This is a genomic window from Mucilaginibacter sp. (assembly GCF_041660805.1).
Lineage (GTDB): Bacteria > Bacteroidota > Bacteroidia > Sphingobacteriales > Sphingobacteriaceae > Mucilaginibacter.
This window is the reverse complement of record NZ_JBAZVP010000008.1, coordinates 55,345-75,705: the sequence shown is the minus strand read 5'-3', so window position 1 is coordinate 75,705 and position 20,361 is coordinate 55,345. Positions and strand designations below refer to the sequence as shown.

11 protein-coding genes are annotated in these 20,361 nt (G+C 41.1%); 4 read left to right on the top strand and 7 right to left on the bottom strand.

Annotated features, from left to right (window positions below; all coding sequences use genetic code 11):
• The 7 genes from WC743_RS12760 to WC743_RS12730 all read right to left on the bottom strand — a co-directional run bounded on the left by WC743_RS12760 (nucleotide 1) and on the right by WC743_RS12730 (nucleotide 14,388).
• Nucleotides 1–2,391, bottom strand: coding sequence for an ABC transporter permease (locus WC743_RS12760; protein WP_373012392.1), 2,391 nt, complete (start codon nucleotides 2,389–2,391; stop codon nucleotides 1–3).
• Between the two features lie 105 nt (nucleotides 2,392–2,496).
• Entirely contained in the window at nucleotides 2,497–4,890 is a 2,394-nt protein-coding gene (locus tag WC743_RS12755) for an ABC transporter permease (RefSeq protein WP_373012391.1), read from the bottom strand.
• 33 nt (nucleotides 4,891–4,923) lie between these two features.
• Nucleotides 4,924–7,350 carry an ABC transporter permease gene (locus tag WC743_RS12750; protein ID WP_373012390.1) on the bottom strand — a complete coding sequence of 809 codons (2,427 nt, stop codon included), beginning with the start codon at nucleotides 7,348–7,350 and terminating at the stop codon, nucleotides 4,924–4,926.
• 74 nt (nucleotides 7,351–7,424) lie between these two features.
• Nucleotides 7,425–9,800 carry an ABC transporter permease gene (locus WC743_RS12745; RefSeq protein ID WP_373012389.1) on the bottom strand — a complete coding sequence of 792 codons (2,376 nt, stop codon included), beginning with the start codon at nucleotides 9,798–9,800 and terminating at the stop codon, nucleotides 7,425–7,427.
• A gap of 26 nt (nucleotides 9,801–9,826) precedes the next feature.
• Nucleotides 9,827–12,202 (bottom strand): ABC transporter permease, encoded by a 2,376-nt coding sequence (locus WC743_RS12740; protein WP_373012388.1) that lies wholly within the window; start codon nucleotides 12,200–12,202, stop codon nucleotides 9,827–9,829.
• A gap of 111 nt (nucleotides 12,203–12,313) precedes the next feature.
• The gene (locus WC743_RS12735; RefSeq protein WP_373012387.1) at nucleotides 12,314–12,991 is read right to left on the bottom strand and encodes an ABC transporter ATP-binding protein; all 678 of its coding nucleotides are present in this window, start codon (nucleotides 12,989–12,991) and stop codon (nucleotides 12,314–12,316) included.
• A 140-nt stretch (nucleotides 12,992–13,131) separates the two neighbouring features.
• Complete coding sequence (locus tag WC743_RS12730; protein WP_373012386.1) at nucleotides 13,132–14,388, bottom strand: efflux RND transporter periplasmic adaptor subunit; 1,257 nt, start codon at nucleotides 14,386–14,388, stop codon at nucleotides 13,132–13,134.
• Between the two features lie 287 nt (nucleotides 14,389–14,675).
• On the opposite strand from WC743_RS12730, the gene WC743_RS12725 reads away from it, so the two are divergent.
• The 4 genes from WC743_RS12725 (at nucleotide 14,676) to WC743_RS12710 (ending at nucleotide 20,348) form a co-directional block, all read left to right on the top strand.
• Nucleotides 14,676–16,028 (top strand): sigma-54-dependent transcriptional regulator, encoded by a 1,353-nt coding sequence (locus tag WC743_RS12725; RefSeq protein ID WP_373012385.1) that lies wholly within the window; start codon nucleotides 14,676–14,678, stop codon nucleotides 16,026–16,028.
• A complete protein-coding gene (locus WC743_RS12720; protein WP_373012384.1) occupies nucleotides 16,018–17,376 on the top strand; it encodes a PAS domain-containing sensor histidine kinase in 1,359 nt (452 codons plus the stop codon). The genes WC743_RS12725 and WC743_RS12720 overlap by 11 nt, the downstream gene beginning before the upstream one ends.
• Before the next feature lie 319 nt (nucleotides 17,377–17,695).
• On the top strand, nucleotides 17,696–19,579 hold the full coding sequence (gene htpG, locus WC743_RS12715) for a molecular chaperone HtpG (protein WP_373012383.1): 1,884 nt from the start codon (nucleotides 17,696–17,698) through the stop codon (nucleotides 19,577–19,579).
• Nucleotides 19,580–19,832: 253 nt separating this feature from the next.
• Nucleotides 19,833–20,348 carry a DUF4251 domain-containing protein gene (locus WC743_RS12710; RefSeq protein WP_373012382.1) on the top strand — a complete coding sequence of 172 codons (516 nt, stop codon included), beginning with the start codon at nucleotides 19,833–19,835 and terminating at the stop codon, nucleotides 20,346–20,348.
• Nucleotides 20,349–20,361: the final 13 nt, after the last annotated feature.

Below are 20,361 nucleotides of genomic sequence, written 5' to 3'. Positions count from 1 at the left end.
TCACTCACTCCTTAAACTCTTTACCGGGTTAGCGAGCGCCGCTTTTATTGATTGTATGCTGATGGTTGCCAGTGCTATTAAAGTAGCTCCGCCACCCGCGAACAGGAACACCACCCAGCCAATGTTTATTTTATAAGCGTAATCCTGCAGCCACTTGTTCATAGCGAACCAGGCTATAGGCATAGCAATTATAAGGGCTACTATTATCAGCACCATAAACTCGGTTGCCAGCATGCTGATGATTTTTGCCACGCTTGCGCCAAGCACTTTGCGGATACCAATTTCGCGTGTTTTTACCTGTGCCGAATAGGTAGCAAGCCCGAATAAACCCAGACACGATATTACAATAGCGATGGTGGCAAACAGGTTAAATAACTCGCCTTGCTTTTGCTCTGTTGTGTAAAGCTTGTTATAGGTTTCATCTAAAAAAGCGTAGTTAAACGGTACATCGTTGTTATACTGCTTCCATTCGGCAAGTGCGGCTGCTATGGCTTTTTGCGCGTCGCGACCGGTAGTTTTTACATACACCTTCCAGGAATACTCGGGCTGATATTGAAAAACCACGGGTTCAATTTTTTTATGAATTGTAGTAAAGTGGAAATCTTTAACCACTCCTATGATAGTGCCGTTACGGGTTTGAATACGCAGGCGTTTACCAACCGGGTTGGTAAGCCCCATCTCCTTTACGGCGGTTTCGTTTATCAGAAAGTGGGCCGAATCGGCTACAGCACCTGTAAAATTGGCGCCCTCCAGTATCTTCACTTTAAAGAACGGGATAAAGTCCTTATCAGAATAGATCTGGGTGAACCACATGTTTGAGTTCGCCGGTTTGCCATCCCAATCGTTATCACCTGTAGAACTACCGCTTTGTATTATATCAGCTCCGGCACGGGTTACCGATAGCACTGCCGGGTTTTTCAGCAAATCAGTTTTTACAACATCATAATGCTTCTGCATTTCGTTACGCATACCAAAGGAGAAAACATTCTCTTTATCGTATCCCAGATTTATATTGCGGATAAATTTAAGCTGGTTGCCTATAACCAGCGTACCAACAATAAGTATAATAGATACCGCAAACTGCACCACTACCAGTATGCGCCTAAAAGCTACGTTGCCAACGCCTACGGATACTTTACCCTTCAAAGCTTTCAACGGTTCAAAGGATGATAACAGCAAGGCAGGATAAATGCTTGATGCCGCAAGGGTACCAGCAAGGGTTAAAATAATGCAAACCCAGATATTATAGTTCGACAGGTCTAACGTGATCTGTTTGCCCGAAAACTGGTTGAATTGCGGTAATAGAACTACCATTAGCACAAAAGCGAAAATAGCGGCTATTACAAATAACAAGGCCGTTTCTACTATAAACTGCATAAATAACTGGAACTTACCCGCCCCTATTATTTTTCGCATACTCACTTCCTTGGCACGCAGCATAGAGCGTGCAGTTGAAAGGTTTACGTAGTTGATACAGGCTATTACCAGTATCATTAAAGCCACAATAGCAAAGGTGCTTACGGTAGACATGCCCCCATCGGTACCATCAGCTTTGTATAGGTGCATTTTTAACAATGGTTGGGTAAGGTATGGCACCGGTGCGTCTTCGGGCTTGTTACGCTCATGAATGGCCTGTAATTTTTTCTCGAGTGCGGCTACATTTACTTTATCATTATTTAACAACAAGTAGGTTTGAAACCTAAAGGCCGACCAGTCGGCATCTATTGATGACACAACAGTTTTATTATCGTAACTGGTTTTACTTTTTACGTAGGCCAGGTAATTAAACCTCGACATAGGCATTAACACACGGTAATGAAGGCTTGAATTAGCCGGATAATCAGGTATCACCCCGGTAACTTTGTTCTGCTCGTCCTGCCCGGTGATAACCACCTTGCCTATAGGATCCTCGTTACCAAAATACCTTTTGGCGGTGCTTTCGGTAATTACAATGGAATTGTTGTCGGGAAACGGGTTACTTTTGTCGCCTTTTATCAGGTTAAAATCAAACACCGTAAAGTACGAGGGATCCACAAAGGCGAAATCGGGCTCGTAAAAAATCTTATTTTTATATTTAAATGGCGCATCGCCGAGTGCTATTATGCGTACGGCATCTTTAACCTCGGGGATCTCGTTTTTTGCGAAGGTAGCAACCGGCCCTATTATATTATTAAATATTTGCTTGCTGATACCTGTACCGCCTATAATACCAACTTTATAAATGTTAGGCGCCTTAGAATTAAACTTGTCAAAGCTCAATTCATCCTGCACCCAAAGCAGCATAAACAAGCCCACAACCAGGCCAACCGTTAGCCCGGCAACATTTATAGTGGCGTAAAATTTATTGTTTAAAATGTTTCGCCAGGCTGTTTTTAAATAGTTCCTTATCATAATATGTAAATTCTAAATACTAAAACACTAAATTCTAAACTCTAATTTCTAATCTTAAATCGAAGATGATAACAGTCAACTAATCACTAATTAACTGACCTCTAATCACTCACTCCGTAAACTCTTTACCGGGTTGGCCAGCGCGGCTTTTACGGCGTGGTAACTTATTGTTATTATGGTGGTTACAATGGCTATAAACCCTGCAAAGGCAAATACCCACCATGGTATTGTTATGCGGTAAGCAAAGTTTTGCAGCCAGTTATGCATAGTCCACCAGGCAATAGGCGAGGCTATGACTACCGACAGCACTACCAGCTTTAAAAAATCTGCCGACAGTAACGCGGCAATAGCAGACAGCTTTGCGCCCAGTATTTTACGGATGCCTATCTCTTTGGTGCGCTGCTCAATAGTAAAGGCTGCTAAACCAAACAGGCCCAATGTTGCCAGTATAATAGTGATATAGGTAAATATGCCAAATATAGATGCCAGCCTGTCCTCGGCTTTGTACTGTTTATCAAAGGCCTCATCCATAAACGTATAGCTGAACGGGGTATCCTGATCGTACTTCTTGTACAGGTTTTGGATGGCGGCTATCATAGATGGTATATTGGTATGCGGTTTTATCCGTGCAAATAAATTACAGCCAACCAAGCCCCATGCCTGTGTAGTATCAGCCGCGATGAACAAGCCAAGAGACTTGATTTTGCCTTCCATTGAGCTGAAATTAAAATCTTTTACTACACCGGCTACCTCTATTCTTTGGTCGCCGTTTTTAAGGTAGCTGCCAACAGGGTTTGCGGGCAGGTTTAACTCTTTAATTGCCGTTTCGTTTATAATGACCTTATCGGGATTAGCTAATTGGGTATGTGGTACAGGCGCGAACTTCCATTTAAGGCCCAGCGTTTGGATATAATTATTGTCAACCGATAAGGTAGACAAGGGTATATTTTCACCGGGATTTTTACCATCAATAAAGCGCATATCATAACCACCATACATGGCATAATGCGAGGTGGCTACATCACTGATGCCTGCTAACCCCTGCACATCTTTATTAAATGCCGGATAATTTTTACCAAAGCTCCTTGCCACCGGTATCATCACCACATTTTCGCGGTTAAGGCCGGTATCAGCATGCCTGATAAAGAAAAGCTGCCTGTCAATAATTACCCCGCAAATGATGAGGCCAACAGCTATGCTAAACTGCAACGTGGTGAAAACCTTGCGCACTACCGTTCCGCCGGTTTGCCTGCTCATTTTACCCTTTAGCGTAATAACCGGTTTAAATGCCGATAACACTACAGATGGATATATTCCTGCTATTAAGGCTGTTATAATAAACAAGCTAAATAATAGCATTAATACAATTGGGCTGTACAAAAACGAGTTGTCTATCTTCAGTTCCAGCACATTTAAAAACCAGGGCTTAAACATGTAACACAATACATACCCCATAATAAACGACAAACAAGTAAACAACCCCGATTCTACATAGAACTGGGCGGCTATTGTTTTCCGGCTGGCGCCCGATACCTTGCGTACCCCTACTTCTTTAGCCCGGAGAGTTGCACGTGCTGTGGTCAGGCTCATATAATTAACCAGCGCCAGCAATAATATCAGCACAGCTACAAGCGGGAATATCTTAAGATATTTGGTGTTTGAAAAATCGCCGAAATTATTTTTGAGGTGTAAACTTGTCAATGGCGATAAAAAGAATTGTGTTTCGGGAAAATCCTTACCTTTTTTAACCATTGCCTGCATACCCCGTTTTACATTTGCAGTATCGGCAGTATTTTTAAGCTGCAGATAAAGATCAAAAGATCCGGGCCCAAGGTCTTGGTCGCTCTTATAACTTTTGCCCTCTTTCATCGCTATAAGGCTTGCAGTTGAAGCTATAATATTATATTCTATAGAAGAGTTTGAGGGATTATTTTCTGCAACACCAGTAACCTGGTAAGTGTAAGTGCTGTCTGTTTTTAGAGTGATGGTTTTACCTACCGGATCTTTGTCGCCAAAATATTTTTTGGCGATATCTTGCGATATAACAACCGAAAACGGGTTTTTAAGTACATTAACCGGCTTACCTGAAATCAGCTTGAATGAAAAGAAGCTAAAAAAATCACTATCAGCAAATATTAGCTTGCTTTCAGCAAACTTAGTTTGCGGGCTTAACGGATTGTTTACAATTACAGGTTTAGAATACCTTAAGCTGCGCATATAACCTTCTACAGCAGGCTGGTTTTGCTTAACCAGCGGACCCGACACATAGCTCATACGATCCATATTAAGGGTATTGCCGCCTATTTTGAGGCTGCTTTGAATCTTATATATACGGTCGCCATTCTTGTGGAACCTGTCATAGGTCATTTCATGGGTAACGTATAGCATTATCATCATGCAAACAGCCAAACCAACTGCCAGCCCGCTAATATTTATTAAGCTGTAAAGCTTCTGGTTTTTAAGATTGCGCAGGGCAATTTTCAAATAGTTTTTAAACATGATGTTAATTTTTGCCTTTATATTTTATTCTCTTTATTCGCTCCTTAAACTATTTACGGGGTTGGCCAAAGCCGCTTTAATTGATTGAAAGCTGATGGTTACAAAAGCTATTACCAGCGCGGCGCAGGCTGATCCTGCCAATACCCACCATTGTATACTAACCCGGTAAGCAAAGTCCTGCAGCCATAAATGCATCATATACCATGCAAGCGGCGATGCTATTAAAATGGCTATTAGAACAAGCTTGATAAAATCTTTTGATAACATACTTACTATCACGGTTACATTGGCACCTAAAACCTTACGGATGCCTATCTCCTTGGTACGCTGTTCTGCTGCATAAGCTGTAAGGCCAAATAAGCCCAAACAAGCTATAATGATAGCCAGGGAGGTAAATACGATGAAGATGGTGCCTACGCGCTGCTCTGAGCGGTAGGACGCATCAAAATCCTGATCCATGAACGAATAGTCCATTTGTACTGCCGACAACGTTGCCCACTTTTCCTTTATCTGCGACATTAATGCCGGTAAGTTCTTAGTGTTTACGCGCAAACTTATTGCGCCATTGTTTTCGCCTAGACGAATGATAAGAGGCTCAATTTTTTCGTGCAGGGAACTGAAGTGAAAATCTTTCATCACACCGATAACCTGATATTTCTTGGTATTAGATAACTCTGTTTTTCCGCCAAGCGATTTGTACAGGGTTTGGTTTAATGGATTTTTATAACCGAGGAATTTAGCGGCGGCCTCGTTGATGATTACGGCTCCCGAATCTGATAGCCTGTCTTTAGAAAAATTGCGTCCCGCTGTCATTTTGATATCCAGCGTAGGGATCCAGTCGGCATCCACTTCCCAGCTTTGCGGAAAAATGGAGTTCTTTTGGTCGAGCGTAGCATCTTTAAAATAAATGGATGTGCTTCTGTAATTAGACACCGGGATAAATCCCGTCATGGTAGCGCTGGTAACGCCCGGCAGTTGGCTCAATTCGTTTTTAAACGTGTTGGTTGCCTTGTTAAGTTCGTAAGGGTTTTTAATAACAAGTACCTGGTTACGATTATAGCCAAGGTTGGTGGTTTGTATAAAGCTGAGTTGATTTTTGATAACCAGCGTACCAATGATCAAAAACACAGAGATCCCAAACTGAAAAACCACCAAAAAGCTGCGCAAGCCGCCGCCTTTAAAACCTGCAGACAGTTTACCCTTCAGTACATCAATAGGCTGAAATGCCGAAAGGAAAAACGCCGGGTAAGAACCGGCCAGCGCCCCAACAACCAATACAATAAGCGTTGATACCGGCAATAACCAAAGTAATGTTGCTTGTGTAATGGCGATGTTCTTTCCGGCCAGTTGGTTAAACAGCGGCAGCAATGCTACAGCAGCAAAAAGGGCAATAACTGTCGCAAAGAAAGTGATCATGATAGATTCGGAAAGGAACTGCGCTATCAAATATTTACGCGGCGAGCCTAATACTTTACGTACCCCTACCTCGCGGGCACGGTTTGATGAACGGGCAGTAGAAAGATTCATGAAGTTTACGCAGGCAATCAGTAATATAAATATGGCAACGGCCGAAAAAATGTACACGTACTGGGTAGTGCTATTGGCAGCCAGTTCGCCAATACGGCTAGATTTGAGGTGGATATCGGTAAGTGGTGTAAGGTTTAGGCGGAAGTAGCTGCCACTTTTCTCAAAATCGGCGTAACTCATTCCTATCTCACTCTTCATTTGATCGCCGCTCATTTTTAGCAAGAATGCATCTAAGCTTCCAGCCAGCTTTTTGACATCTTTGGCATCCTTTAGCAATACATAAGTGCTATAATCGTTACGCAGCCATGCATTAGAGCGGCTATCCGCCCAGGTGGCCATCGATAAAAAGAAATCGAAGTTGAAGTGCGAGTTTTTTGGCACGTCCTTTATCACCCCGGTGATCTTGAAATTTTGATTATCGTTAAGAACCATCATCTGGCCCACCACATCCGTTTTATCAAAATATTTTTTTGCGGTGCTTTCGGTCATTACTACCGAGTTTGGCTCAGCGAGGGCTGTTTTAGCATCACCGCTTATCATTGGCAGCGTAAAAACATTAAAAAGCGATGGATCAGCAAAGGCAACCTTGTTCTCTATCATATTCACCTCACCTTTTTTAACATGCATGGTGTAGGCATTCTTTAGGCGTACGGCATCTGCTACATAGGGGAACTCCGCAATAAGTGTTTTTGCCAGGGGCGGCATTACTACAGCATAATCTTTCCGGTTCTCGCCCAGTTTAAGGTCGGCATTAACCCGGTAAATCCTATCGGCCTTTGTATTGTAACGATCGTAGCTTAACTCATCAACAACATATAAAACAATTAATAAACAGGTTGCTAACCCTAAGGCTAAGCCGAGGATATTTATAGCGGTGAAGCCTTTATTTTTGTAAAGGCTGCGAAAGGCGGTTTTTATATAGTTCTTAAACATGATCTTCTGTTTTAAATTTTTCTAAATCAAAGGCTTGTTTAATACTATTCACAAACCTTCACTAATCATTAACACTATTCACTTCTCAGGCTCGTTACCGGGTTTTTTAATGCCGCTTTTATTGATTGAAAACTGATAGTTGCTACGGCAATAACTACAGCCGAGATACCGGCTACTGCAAACACCCACCACTGTATATTAATATGGTATTGGTAACCCTTAAGCCAGTTTTGCATTGCCCAGTAAGCAACCGGGAAAGCAATTACACAGGATATGATCACCAGTTGTAAAAAGTCTTTAGATAGTAAACCCGCAATGCCAGATACACTTGCACCCAATACCTTGCGGATGCCAATTTCTTTTACTCTGCGTTCGGCAGTATAAGCGGCCAGGCCAAACAAGCCCAGGCAGGATATAACAATGGCCAATGCAGAAAATACCCTCGACAATTTACTCACCAGCATTTCGCTTTGGAACATCTGGTTAAACTGATCATCAACAAAGCGGTAATCAAACGGGTAAGCCGGGTTGTCCCTTTTCAAAACATCTTGTATGGCTGTCAATGAAGCCTCAATTCCCTTTTGCGATTTGATGCGTACGTACATCATTTGTGTGTTTTTTGGATCGGCGCTAAAGAACATCACCGGATCGGGCTTACCGTACATATTGCCGTATACATAATCGTTTACTACACCAACCACAATAGCAGCTGTAGTATCGCCCTGGTAATGGATCCGTTTGCCTAAGGCGCTATTTTTACCCATTAACTGCTCAAGGCTTTTGGTGATAACTATGGCAATTGGTTTGGAATTAGTGTCTTTTACTGTAAGGTTGCGCCCATCTAATAACTTAAGTCCGGCTGCATCAAAAATATCTGGTGTAACATATCTCTGCGATATTAATACTTCAGAACCCGCGGGCTTGCCATCCCAGGTAAGGCCTGATGTGTTATTGCCGCCGTAAATAATCTCATGATCTGACAGGGCAACATTTTGAATATAACCGGTATTCAACAGGTCCAGCTTAATGGAATTAAAGTTTTTGGCCATATCTCCCTGCAAAGGGATCTCCATCAGTTTATCTTTATTAAAGCCTAACTGCCTGTTTTTTACATGCTGTATTTGCTGATAAACAATAATGGTACTGATGATCAGGATCACCGATGCGGTAAACTGCATAACCACCAAACCTTTACGGATATAAGCGGCGCCGCTGTCTTTTAGCTTAAGCCCTTTTAATACTGATACCGGTTTAAACGACGAAAGATATAATGACGGATAGCTGCCTGCAACTAAACCGCAAATAAGGGTGATCATCAATAAACCAATAAGGTGATATGGATTATTAAAGCCCGGTGTTAATTGTTTTTGAACCAGTACGTTAAATGCCGGTAACGTAAGCATAACGATGATCACTGCAAAAAAAGCGGCTATAACCGACATTAATACCGCTTCGCCTATAAACTGCATGGCAAGCGATCTTTTACCTGCGCCAAGCACTTTGCGTACACCCACTTCACGGGCGCGTTTCTCGCTGCGCGCAGTGGCCAGGTTCATGAAATTTATACAGGCTATGAACAATATTATCCAGGCGATAACCGTGAACAGCCTTACATATTCTATCTGGCCGCCGCCTGTTTTTATACCATCTTTAAATGAATCATATAAACGCCAGTCGTTCATGGAAAATAAAAACACACGGCCTAAATTTCGTGGCTCCCGTTTTTGGATAAAGCCGTATAACTGTTTGTTTACAGCGTTAGGATCTGCACCGGGTTTTAATTCGATATAAGTGCTTAAAGAATTATTGCCCCAGCTTTTTAACCACGGGCTTTTGTCCCAGAATATCTGAAAAGGCATCAACCACTCAAACTGAATACTGGAATTTGCCGGGATATCTTTTAAAACCCCTGTTACAACATAATCCTGTTTATTATCAACCCTGATGCTTTTACCGATAACGTTTTTATTATCTCCAAAGAATTTCCTGGCGGTTTTTTCTGTAATAACCACAGAATGCAATTGGGTGAATGCTGTAGCCGCGTTACCCTGTAAAAACGGCAGTGTGAATATGCTAAAAAACGAAGGCTCTACATATTTACCTTTGGCAAAAACAGATTTATCTCCGTTGCCAAATAACAGGGACTCGGGCCCGTCACTGGTGCGGCAGGTATTAGCAACACCTGGTATTTCGGCCTTAATGGCCGGCCCCATTACACCCGGGGTTGATGAGTGCGTAAAAACGTAAGTATCGTACTTTTGATTTTCGCGGGCAATGTAGATCCGGTCTTTCTTCACGTTGGTAGAGTCGAAATTAACTTCATCCTCCACCCATAAAAAAATAAGGGAGGCGCAAGCTATACCTATTGCTAAACCAAAAATGTTTAAAAAACTATATGCCTTGTTTTTGGTAAGGCTGCGTATTGTGGTTTTTATGAAGTTTTTAAACATGACTAATAGTTTTAGATATACTGATCTTATTCGCTTCTTAAACTTTTTATAGGATTTACCATGGCCGCTTTAAGTGATTTAATACTTACTGTAAGTAATGCTATAGCGAAGGTTATAAACGCGGCAAATACAAATATCCACCAGTTTAGTGGTGTGCGGTAAGCAAAGTTTTGCAACCACGTGTGCATAAAATAATAACCAAGCGGAATAGCAATTGCGGTTGCAATAACAACCGGTTTAAGCAGGTCTTTTGATAATAGCAATAATATATTAACCACAGATGAGCCCAGCACTTTTCTTACACCAATCTCTTTAGTACGCTTCACGGCAGTAAATGATGCCAAACCAAACAAGCCCAAACAAGCTATGAAAATAGCCAGGCCCGAAAATATAGTTAACATGGTTTGCTGACGCAGATCTGTTTTGTAGGTGACATCAAATTTTTGATCGAGAAAACTATACTCAAACGGGTAAACGGGAGCTGCTTGCGTATATGCATCCTTGATAGTTGCTATGGTGGCTTTTATATTACCCGGTTTTATTTTTATTACAGCCACTCTCCTGTCTTCGGCAGGTGAAATAACCAGGGCATCCATGTTCTCTTTTAGCGACAGGAAGTTATAGTCTTTTATCACACCAATTATGCGGCGTTTTGTGCTGTCACGGATGGTGTTTTTGATAAGCTTACCAATAGCCTGTTGCGGTGTAAAGCCCAGCTTTTTAGCTGCGGTTTCATTAATAAGGGCAGCATCTGCAGTATCTGTACTAAACTTGGGCGAAAAATCACGACCGGCAACTATCTTAAGTCCGAGTGTTTTTACATATTCAAAATCGGCAAACTCCGTTCTTGATTTAAATGTTTCGGTTTGGCCTTCTGCATCAAAGCTTTGTACATCATGAAAGCCTCCCGGCTCGCCAGACATTAAGGAGACAGATGCTATATTTCCCTTTCCCTCAAGCTCATTCTTAAATACTTTTCTATGATTATATATATCGTCGTTATCTATGGGTACAACTACAATCTGCTCTTTATCATAGCCCAGTTCTTTACCTTTTACAAAGCTCATCTGGTTCATGATCACTATTGTGCCGATGATCAGTAATACAGAAATACTGAATTGAACAACCACTAATGATTGCCTGAAGAAGGTACCGCTTTTCCCTAAACGCAATTTCCCCTTTAAGGCCTGTATAGGTGAAAATGCCGATAAGAAAAAAGCAGGATAGCTCCCTGCCAGGAAACCAATAACCAGTATTACGCCTGCTAAGAACAAATATATCGGGCCTGAATTCCAGGATACTGTAAGGCTATAGCCAAGCAATTCTTTATACCAGGGCATAAGTAAAAGTAGCGCAACTACAGAAAGCACACATGATATTACAGTTAACAGCATTGACTCTCCTATAAACTGAAGCACCAGGTGATTTTTTAATGCGCCCAGCACTTTACGCAGGCCTACTTCTTTAGAACGTTCTACCGCCCTTAAAGTAGATAAATTGGTAAAGTTGATACATGCTATCAGCATGATCAATACCGCTATAGATATAAAAATGTAAACCACGGTTTTATCGCCATGCTTAACACTGTCAAATGCTGATGAAGGCTCAAAGTATATAGCAGATAGCGGAGTAAGGCTAAGATTCATTTTCATACCAAAGCGGGCCAAATCTGCACCCATATACTTGTTTACAAATTGCGGGAATTTTTTTTCGAGCGCGGCTTTATCGGTATGCTCATCAAGCAGTACATAGGTGAACAAACCGTTATTTATCCATACATTAAAGTAGTCTGCTTTAAAGTAATTGGCTAATGGCACAACCATATCAAAATCTAAATGTGAATTGGAGGGCACATCTTTTGCAATACCGGTAACCTTTAGTTGCAGTTTCTTATCCATGGTAAGCACCTTGCCCATGGCATTATCAATGTTACCAAAATATTTTTTCGCTGTTGTTTCAGTAAGTACAATGCTTGAAGGATCTTTGAGTACTGTTGCTGCATTACCTTTTATAAGTTTAAAAGTAAACAGATTAAAAAATCCGGCATCTGTTACATATAGTTTTTTCTCAATAAATGATTTGTTATCAAAAGAAATTAATCCCTGGCTGGTGTTAACACGTACAGCTTGTTTGATCTCCCCCGGGAAATCATTTAATAAAGCCGGGGCGTACGGCCCTGATAAATAAGGTACGCCTTGCTTTAATTCTTTAAAATTCCGCATTACGCGGTAAATGCGTTTTCCTTTGGTATGAAAATTATCCATGCTAAATTCATTCATAATATAAATGAATATCATCATGCAAACAGTAATGCCTATGGTTAACCCCATTATATGAATAAGCGAAAACCCCTTATTTTTATAAAGGTTACGCCAGGCTATTTTTATATAATTTTTTATCATAACAAACTAAACTAACAGGCATTCTCTAACCAACCCATCCGCCTGTTAGGGCGGAGGGTAGCAAGAGACACACTTAACTATATATTAATTCAACTAAATCAGGTAGTATAACTAAACCATAATGTTCTCCATTACAGTTTGTCCATCCAACAGGCGGATGATACGGTGGCTGTAACGGGCATCATGTTCAGAGTGGGTAACCATTATTATGGTGGTTCCCTGTTCGTTCAGGTCTGTAAGTAGTTCCATTACATCATTACCGTTGCTGCTGTCCAGGTTACCTGTAGGCTCATCCGCAAGTATTAGTTTAGGTTTATTAACAACCGCACGGGCAATTGCTACACGCTGTTGCTGGCCACCCGATAACTGCTGCGGGTAGTGGTTACGGCGATGCATGATCTGCATTTTATCCAAAACCTCTTCTACCCTTTTAACACGGTCGGCACTGCTTACCCCGGTGTATATTAACGGCAGCTCAACGTTTTCAAATACGGTAAGCTCGTCAATAAGGTTAAAGCTCTGGAAAACAAAACCGATGTTGTGCTTACGCAGATCGGCACGTTTGCGCTCATTAAAATGGGCAATTTCAACGCCATTAAAAACATAGCTGCCCTCATCCGGATCATCAAGCATGCCTAAAATGTTTAACAATGTAGATTTACCGCAACCAGACGGGCCCATTATGGCCACAAACTCGCCGGTGTTAACTTCCATTGACAGCTTGTTCAAAGCAATGGTTTCTACCTCTTCAGTGCGGTAAAACTTTTCAAGATTTGTAATTTTTATCATTTGGCCTCCCTTTAAGCCCTTCCGCCGGTTAAAGCGGAAGGACTTGATTTTGATTTAATTGTGATTTATATTTTTATAGTTTTATTTCTGTTTATCTTTTTACAAGACGCATACCTTAACATAAGGTTACACTTGTTGCATTATTTTTTGAGCACCAGTTCCTGTATATCACCGTAGTTCTCATAGCTTGATGTTATTACCTTGTCGCCTGGTTTTAAGCCTTGCAGCAATTCATAATTATCAGTGTTAAACCTGCCTATTTGTATATCAGTTTTATAAGCTGTTTTGCCATCTTCACTCACCTTAAAGATCCAGTTACCACCTGTTTGCTGGTAGAAACCTCCCTTAGGCACTAATAAAGCAGTTGTTTCGTCGCTCAATGCTAAACGGATCTGCAATGTTTGCCCTTTACGGATCCCTTTAGGTACTTCGCCAACAAACTCCATGTCAACTGTAAAGCGGCCGGTTTTCTCAACGGATGTATAAACCTTTTTAATAACCAATTTATAATTTTTTTCTGCAAAGGTAAAGTCGCCCTTTAAACCGGTGTAAATTCTTGACAGATAATGCTCTTCAACATCAACCCGTACTTTAAAACCACCCTGCGCATCTAACTGGCCCAGGTGTTCGCCCTTGTTTTTGCTTTGGCCAATTTCGGCATCCATCGAGGTAAGCTGCCCGTCTATAGGAGCCCTCACTATCAGATCGCCCACTTTTTTCTTCATCAGCTCAAGCGTGCCTTTCATGTTAGCGTATGACTCTGCCGACTGTTTTGCCTGTGCACCTGTTGATACGGTATCTTGTTTTAAGATTTGTACAGCAAGTCTTTTACGCCTTACCTGATAGTTATATAAGTTTAAGGCCGACTGGTATTCCTGTAAGCCTATCGCTTTTTGATCGTATAGTTTTTTATCAAGATTATAAACCCTTTCAGCTTCTTTTAAAGCATTATCTACATCGGCCATTGAATTTAATTTGGTGATGGTATTTTGCTGCGCCTGGTCACGTGATATTTGCATTTGGGTAAGCACGTTAAACACGGCTGTTTGCTGGTTAGCCAAGCTCAATTCCAGATCGGTATTTGATAACCTTAGTATCGGGTCGCCTTTTTTAAGAACAGCGCCGTCTTCTACGTATTTCTCTTCTACACGTCCGCCTTCAATCGCGTCCAAATAAATAGTAGTAAGCGGTAATACAACACCATTCACCGGAATAAACTCCTGGAAGGCACCTTTTTTAACTTCACTGATAGTAATGCGTTCTGTATCAACATTTAGCTTGCTTTTACCCGATGTAAAAAATATGCTGCCTCCAACTAATAATACCACTCCTGTTATGCCGGCTATGGTCATTAGCCGTTTGGTACTCCACGTCTTTTTTTCTATTACTCTGTCCACTGTATTTATTAATATTTTGTAATTGAATACAAAAACACATGCCACAAATTAAAAACCTGTAATTCAGTAGTTTAAACACAATTACCATAATTGCACCGTACGCTTCTGTTACAGCATGTGTTCGGTTATGATACACTATAAAAACAGGTTCATTGTTAATGCTTCATTATTCATAGTTGATTTCCAGTTTAATAGCTGTAATATCATAAATGGTATGATATTTAACATTCAATTACTAATTTGCAGGTGCATATATAGTATATGAACCATGACCCAATTACGATAACATGATACTCAAAAAAGCGACTGTTTTAATTGTTGATGACGACCCTGATGTGCTTACAGCCGTTAAGTTATTGCTTAAAACCGAAACACAGGAAATTATCACCGAAAAAAACCCCGAGAACCTGAACTCGCTGCTGCAGCGTAACCAGGTTGATCTGGTTTTACTGGATATGAATTTTAACAGTGCCATAAACACAGGTAACGAAGGCATATACTGGCTGCGTAAAATAAAAGAATGGAAACCCAATGTTTACGTTGTAATGATTACAGCCTATGGCGATATTGACCTTGCCGTACGCTCCTTAAAAGAGGGCGCGAATGATTTTGTGGTAAAACCATGGCATAACGAAAAGCTGATAGATACTATTAAAGACCTGCTTGATAAAAAAGAGGGCGTTAAAACCAACAAGCCATCAAAAGGCGGTTCGGGGCAAACATCTATTTTGGGCGAATCTGAAGTGATGGAGGACATCTTTCATAAGGTAAATAAAATAGCCCCTACCGATGCCAATATTTTAATACTTGGCGAAAACGGCACAGGTAAAGATTTGATGGCCAAAGCTATTCATGAGCGCTCGTTACGTGCCGATAAGCCTTTTGTTAAGGTTGATGTGGGCGCGCTTACCGATTCATTATTTGAGAGTGAGCTATTCGGACATAAAAAAGGTGCCTATACCGATGCCCGCGAAGACCGCATGGGGCGTTTTGAAGAAGCCGAAGGCGGCACATTGTTTTTAGACGAAATTGGCAACATCAGTCTGCAGCAGCAGGCTAAACTATTAACTGTATTACAAAACCGCCAGGTTACCCGCTTAGGTACCAACAAAGCGGTTGATGTGAACATAAGGCTGATATGTGCTACCAACGTTCCGCTGCAGGAACTGGCTAATGAGAACCATTTCCGTAAGGATCTGATCTACCGGATCAATACCGTTGAAATAAATATGCCCCCGCTGCGCAAGCGTAACGAGGATATTGTAATACTGGCCAAGCATTTTGCAAAGTTGTATGCAAGTAAGTACTTAAAGCCAACCATGGATTTTGAACCGGCGGCTTTGCAAAAGCTAAAAATGTACAACTATCCGGGTAATGTGCGCGAGTTGCAATATACTATTGAACGCGCTGTAATAATGGCCGACGAGCATATTTTAAGGGCCGATGATCTTATCTTCTCTATACTGGAAACACCCGGAGAAAACGTTATTAATGAAGATAACATTCAATTAAGCACACTGGAAAAGAACGCTATATTACGTGTTATTGAAAAACATAACGGTAACATTACCCGCGCCGCTAAAGAATTAGGTTTAACGCGTACCGCGTTATACCGCAGATTAAGTAAGTATGATATTTAACCGTTATGAGTGGCGGCTGGTGCTGCGTGTAATATTGCTGTTTATAGCAGTTGCGGCTACGGCAACAATTGTTGTAAAAGGTGCGGGCGTATATTTATACACTGTTATTACTGTGCCCTTAGTTGTATACTCGGTGCTTGACCTTATACGCTTTAATAAAAAAGCGCAGGATGAGGTTAACCAGTTTGTAGAATCCATCCACTATCGTGATTTTTCAAGGCATTTTGATGTGCGCAAGGCACCAAACGAGTTAAAACCTTTAAGAAAAGGCTTTAACGATATCAATACTACCTTTAAGCTGATAAGCCGGGAACGCGAAACACAGTATCACTATCTGCAAAAGATCTTAGAACTGGTTGATACCGGCATCCTTTCATTTGAGCAGGAAACCGGCGAAACCGGCTGGATAAACGAAGCTTTTAAAAGTCTAATAAGTATCCCATACTTAAAAACCATCCATTCGCTTGAAAAGCGCGAACCCGGTTTATACAAAGATATTATGCGGTTAAAGCCCGGCGATGCAAAAGTACTGAGCATTACCCGCGATCAGCAGCAAATTAAAATGCTTGTTACGGCAAGTATTATCCGTAGCGACGAAAAAATGTATAAGCTTATCGCTTTTCAAAACGTAAGTGAGGCGTTGGATGAAACGGAATCAAAGGCATGGTCGAAATTACTAAACGTAATGACCCATGAGATCATGAACTCGGTTGCCCCTATATCGTCGCTTGCCGATACATTAAAGAACCGCCTGCAAAGCCCTGAAATAGCCAACAGCATACAAAGTGCCGAACTGGAAGATATCTCCCTGGGTATTGATACCATTAAACGCCGCAGCGAAGGCCTGCTTAAATTTACCGAAAGCTACCGCAGCCTTAACAAGATAACCAAGCTTGATTTGAACAAGATACTGGTACGTAACATGTTCGAGAACCTGAACAGCCTCATGCGCCCTACATTAGAGAAAAAGAAAATTGAGCTGGAAATAATATTACGCGACCCGGCACTGGCTATTGAGGCCGATATAAACCTTATAGACCAGGTAATGATAAACCTGCTGATAAACGCCATAGAGGCCGTTAAGGACAAGGAACATCCCCGCATAACCCTATCTGCTGAGGTACAAAGCAATAACCGCACACTGGTTAAAGTAATGGATAATGGCCTGGGCATGCCGCCGGAGCTAATGGATAAGATCTTTATCCCTTTCTTTAGTACCCGTAAAACCGGCAGCGGTATAGGTTTAAGCCTTTGTAAGCAGATAATGCTGCTGCATAAAGGCAATATCCAGGTACAATCTGCAGAAGGTAAAGGTTCGGCGTTTATATTGCAGTTTGCAAATAATTAGGGAGATAGTCTAATAGCTTCTTGCCGATTTGACTCACCCCGACATCGCTGCGCTTGTCACCCCTCTCTACTTTGTAGAGAGGGGGAAAACATTTCTTGTAATTTTGCCCTCTTTCCGCCGCAGGCGAAGAGAGGGCCGCGCACGAAGTGCCGCGGGGTGAGTCAGCCGGAGAGAAGATGGGTGATTATATTTTTTCATCTGCACATCTGCATATCCGCACATCTAATTCCTCCTGCCAATTTGGCAAACCTCCAGCTTTGGAACGTTCATTGATAAATGGGTTTAGTTAATTATTCAAATTTTCTAAACACATAACACTATGCAAGAAAAAGGAACGATTTCGATACACACCGAAAACATTTTTCCCATAATTAAAAAGTTCTTATATTCTGATAATGAGATATTTATTCGAGAACTTGTATCCAACGCAGTTGATGCTACCCAGAAAATAAAACGCCTTGCTTCATTAGGCCAGTACAGCGGCGAGCTTGGCGAACTGCGTGTTGAGGTTGCTTTTGATGCAGACAAAAAGACCATCACCATATCTGATAATGGTTTGGGTATGACGGCTGATGAAATAAAAAAATACATCAACCAGATAGCTTTTTCGGGTGCTACAGAGTTTGTGGAGAAGTTTAAGGAAGCTAAAGATGCCAATGAAATTATCGGCCGCTTTGGTTTGGGCTTTTACTCTGCATTTATGGTTGCTGATAAGGTTGAAATTGAAACCCTATCCTACCAGGAAGGTGCCGAACCAGCACACTGGACCTGCGATGGCAGCACAGAATTTGAAATTACCGAAGGCAGCCTTGCCGAACGTGGTACCGAAATAACCCTGCATATTAATGCGGAATCTGAAGAGTTTTTGAGTCAGCACAGGTTACAGGAGATATTGGATAAATACTGCAAATTCTTGCCAGTTCCTGTTAAGTTTGGTACAACTACACAAGAGGAAGAAGACGGCGTTGATGAAGAAGGCAAAACCAAATATAAATCAGTTGAGACTGATAATATTATCAATGATACCAACCCTATCTGGACGAAAGCGCCAAGCGAACTGAAAGATGAGGATTACCTTAAGTTTTATAAAGAATTATATCCATTCACAGAAGATCCTTTATTCTGGATCCATCTGAATGTTGATTATCCTTTCAACCTTACCGGTGTATTGTACTTCCCTAAGCTGAAGAACGATTTTGAGATAACCCGTAACAAGATCAAGTTATACTCCCGCCAGGTATTCATTACCGACGAGGTTAAAGACATTGTGCCTGAGTTTTTAATGTTGCTGCATGGTGTTATTGATTCACCGGATATTCCGTTGAACGTATCACGCAGCTTCCTGCAGGCCGATAGCAATGTTAAAAAGATAAACAGTTACATCACCAAGAAAGTGGCTGATAAGCTTGCCGACTTGTTTAAAGCCGACCGTAAAGGTTTTGAAGAAAAATGGAACGACATTGGCCTGTTTGTAAAATACGGTATGGTAAGCGAAGACAAATTCTACGATAAAGCAAAAGACTTTGTTTTGGTGACCAATACCAAAAAAGAGAACTTCACTTTACCTGAATATAAAGACAAAGTAGAAGCTACCCAAACTGATAAAGATGGCCAGCTGATATATTTGTATACTAATGACCCGGAAAGACAGGATTCGTTCATCCAATCGGCTAATAAAAAGAGCTATGATGTGTTGCTGATGAACTCTCCTATTGATAATCACTTTATCAGTCAGCTGGAGCAAAAATTAGAGAAGACATCATTAAAACGTGTTGATGCTGATGTTGCCGATAAGCTGATCAAGAAAGATGATGCACTGGAGCATGTTTTAACCGAAGAGCAAGCAACCAAAATAAAAGAGATCTTCGACAAAGCCATTAATAAACCGGCATATAAAGTTGAACTTGAAAGCCTTAACCCCGAAGAGTTACCTGTTACTGTGACTATGGACGAGTTTATGCGCCGTATGAAAGATATGGCTGCAATGGGCGGCGGTATGGGCTTTTATGGCAACATGCCCGATAATTACAAAGTAGTAGTTAACGGCAATCATAAGTTAATAACCCGTATCCTTGAGGATGAGAATGTAGATGTACAGGCCCAATTGGCTAAACAAGCATTTGACCTTGCCCTGCTTTCGCAAGGCTTGTTAACCGGTGCTGAATTGACCGAATTTGTTAACCGTAGTGTTAGCCTGATATAAATCAACTTAAAATTCAAATTTTAAAAGCCATCCTGTTTTAGGGTGGCTTTTTTTGTGAAAAATAATCGGCTCGCTTTTATGGAAATACACTTTTTTATGCATCCTGCAGGTAAACAATGTAATCATGAAAAAGCTTATCATTATAACAAATAGCACCTAATGAATATGAATTCATATTCCCAAAAAAAATTCAGTATTTTAAACCTATAAACAAGAATTCTGTCTAACTTAGATTATACATAAACAACTAAAAATGAAAACATTAATTAAAATAATAGTTGTACTCTTCATTTCTTTGCAAGTGGTAGAGCCCGCAACTGCACAAACAAAAAAACAAGTTCGTGATGCAGCAAAAGTTGCTGAAGTAAAAGACCTGTTGGATGCTAAAACCTTCACTTTTCAGGCCCGTTACATGTACCCTATGGGTGGCGGTCAGCGATATTTAAATACCGATTATGATGTACGTGTCACTAAAGATTCGGTAATTGTTTTTCTGCCTTATTTTGGAGTTGCTTATTCTGGTGCAGGTTACAATACCAACGAGGATAACGGCATTAAGTTCACATCAACCAAGTTTGATTACAAATCTGAAGTAAAGAAAAATGGTAACCAGTATATTGTAATTAAACCTACAGACAGCAGAACTACAAACCAATTGGTATTTAATATTTCGCCAAATGGCAGTACAGACCTCTCTGTTATTAGTAACAATCGCCAAAGGATCCGTTTTGATGGTTATTTAAAAGATAAGCCTAAAACTAAAAAGTAATACATGCTGTTAT

Coding starts and splice junctions, on each gene's coding strand:
- WC743_RS12760 (WP_373012392.1), bottom strand. CDS start 2,391: ATGATAAGGAACTATTTAAAAACAGCCTGGCGAAACATTTTAAACAAT.
- WC743_RS12755 (WP_373012391.1), bottom strand. CDS start 4,890: ATGTTTAAAAACTATTTGAAAATTGCCCTGCGCAATCTTAAAAACCAG.
- WC743_RS12750 (WP_373012390.1), bottom strand. CDS start 7,350: ATGTTTAAGAACTATATAAAAACCGCCTTTCGCAGCCTTTACAAAAAT.
- WC743_RS12745 (WP_373012389.1), bottom strand. CDS start 9,800: ATGTTTAAAAACTTCATAAAAACCACAATACGCAGCCTTACCAAAAAC.
- WC743_RS12740 (WP_373012388.1), bottom strand. CDS start 12,202: ATGATAAAAAATTATATAAAAATAGCCTGGCGTAACCTTTATAAAAAT.
- WC743_RS12735 (WP_373012387.1), bottom strand. CDS start 12,991: ATGATAAAAATTACAAATCTTGAAAAGTTTTACCGCACTGAAGAGGTA.
- WC743_RS12725 (WP_373012385.1), top strand. CDS start 14,676: ATGATACTCAAAAAAGCGACTGTTTTAATTGTTGATGACGACCCTGAT.
- WC743_RS12720 (WP_373012384.1), top strand. CDS start 16,018: ATGATATTTAACCGTTATGAGTGGCGGCTGGTGCTGCGTGTAATATTG.
- htpG (WP_373012383.1), top strand. CDS start 17,696: ATGCAAGAAAAAGGAACGATTTCGATACACACCGAAAACATTTTTCCC.
- WC743_RS12710 (WP_373012382.1), top strand. CDS start 19,833: ATGAAAACATTAATTAAAATAATAGTTGTACTCTTCATTTCTTTGCAA.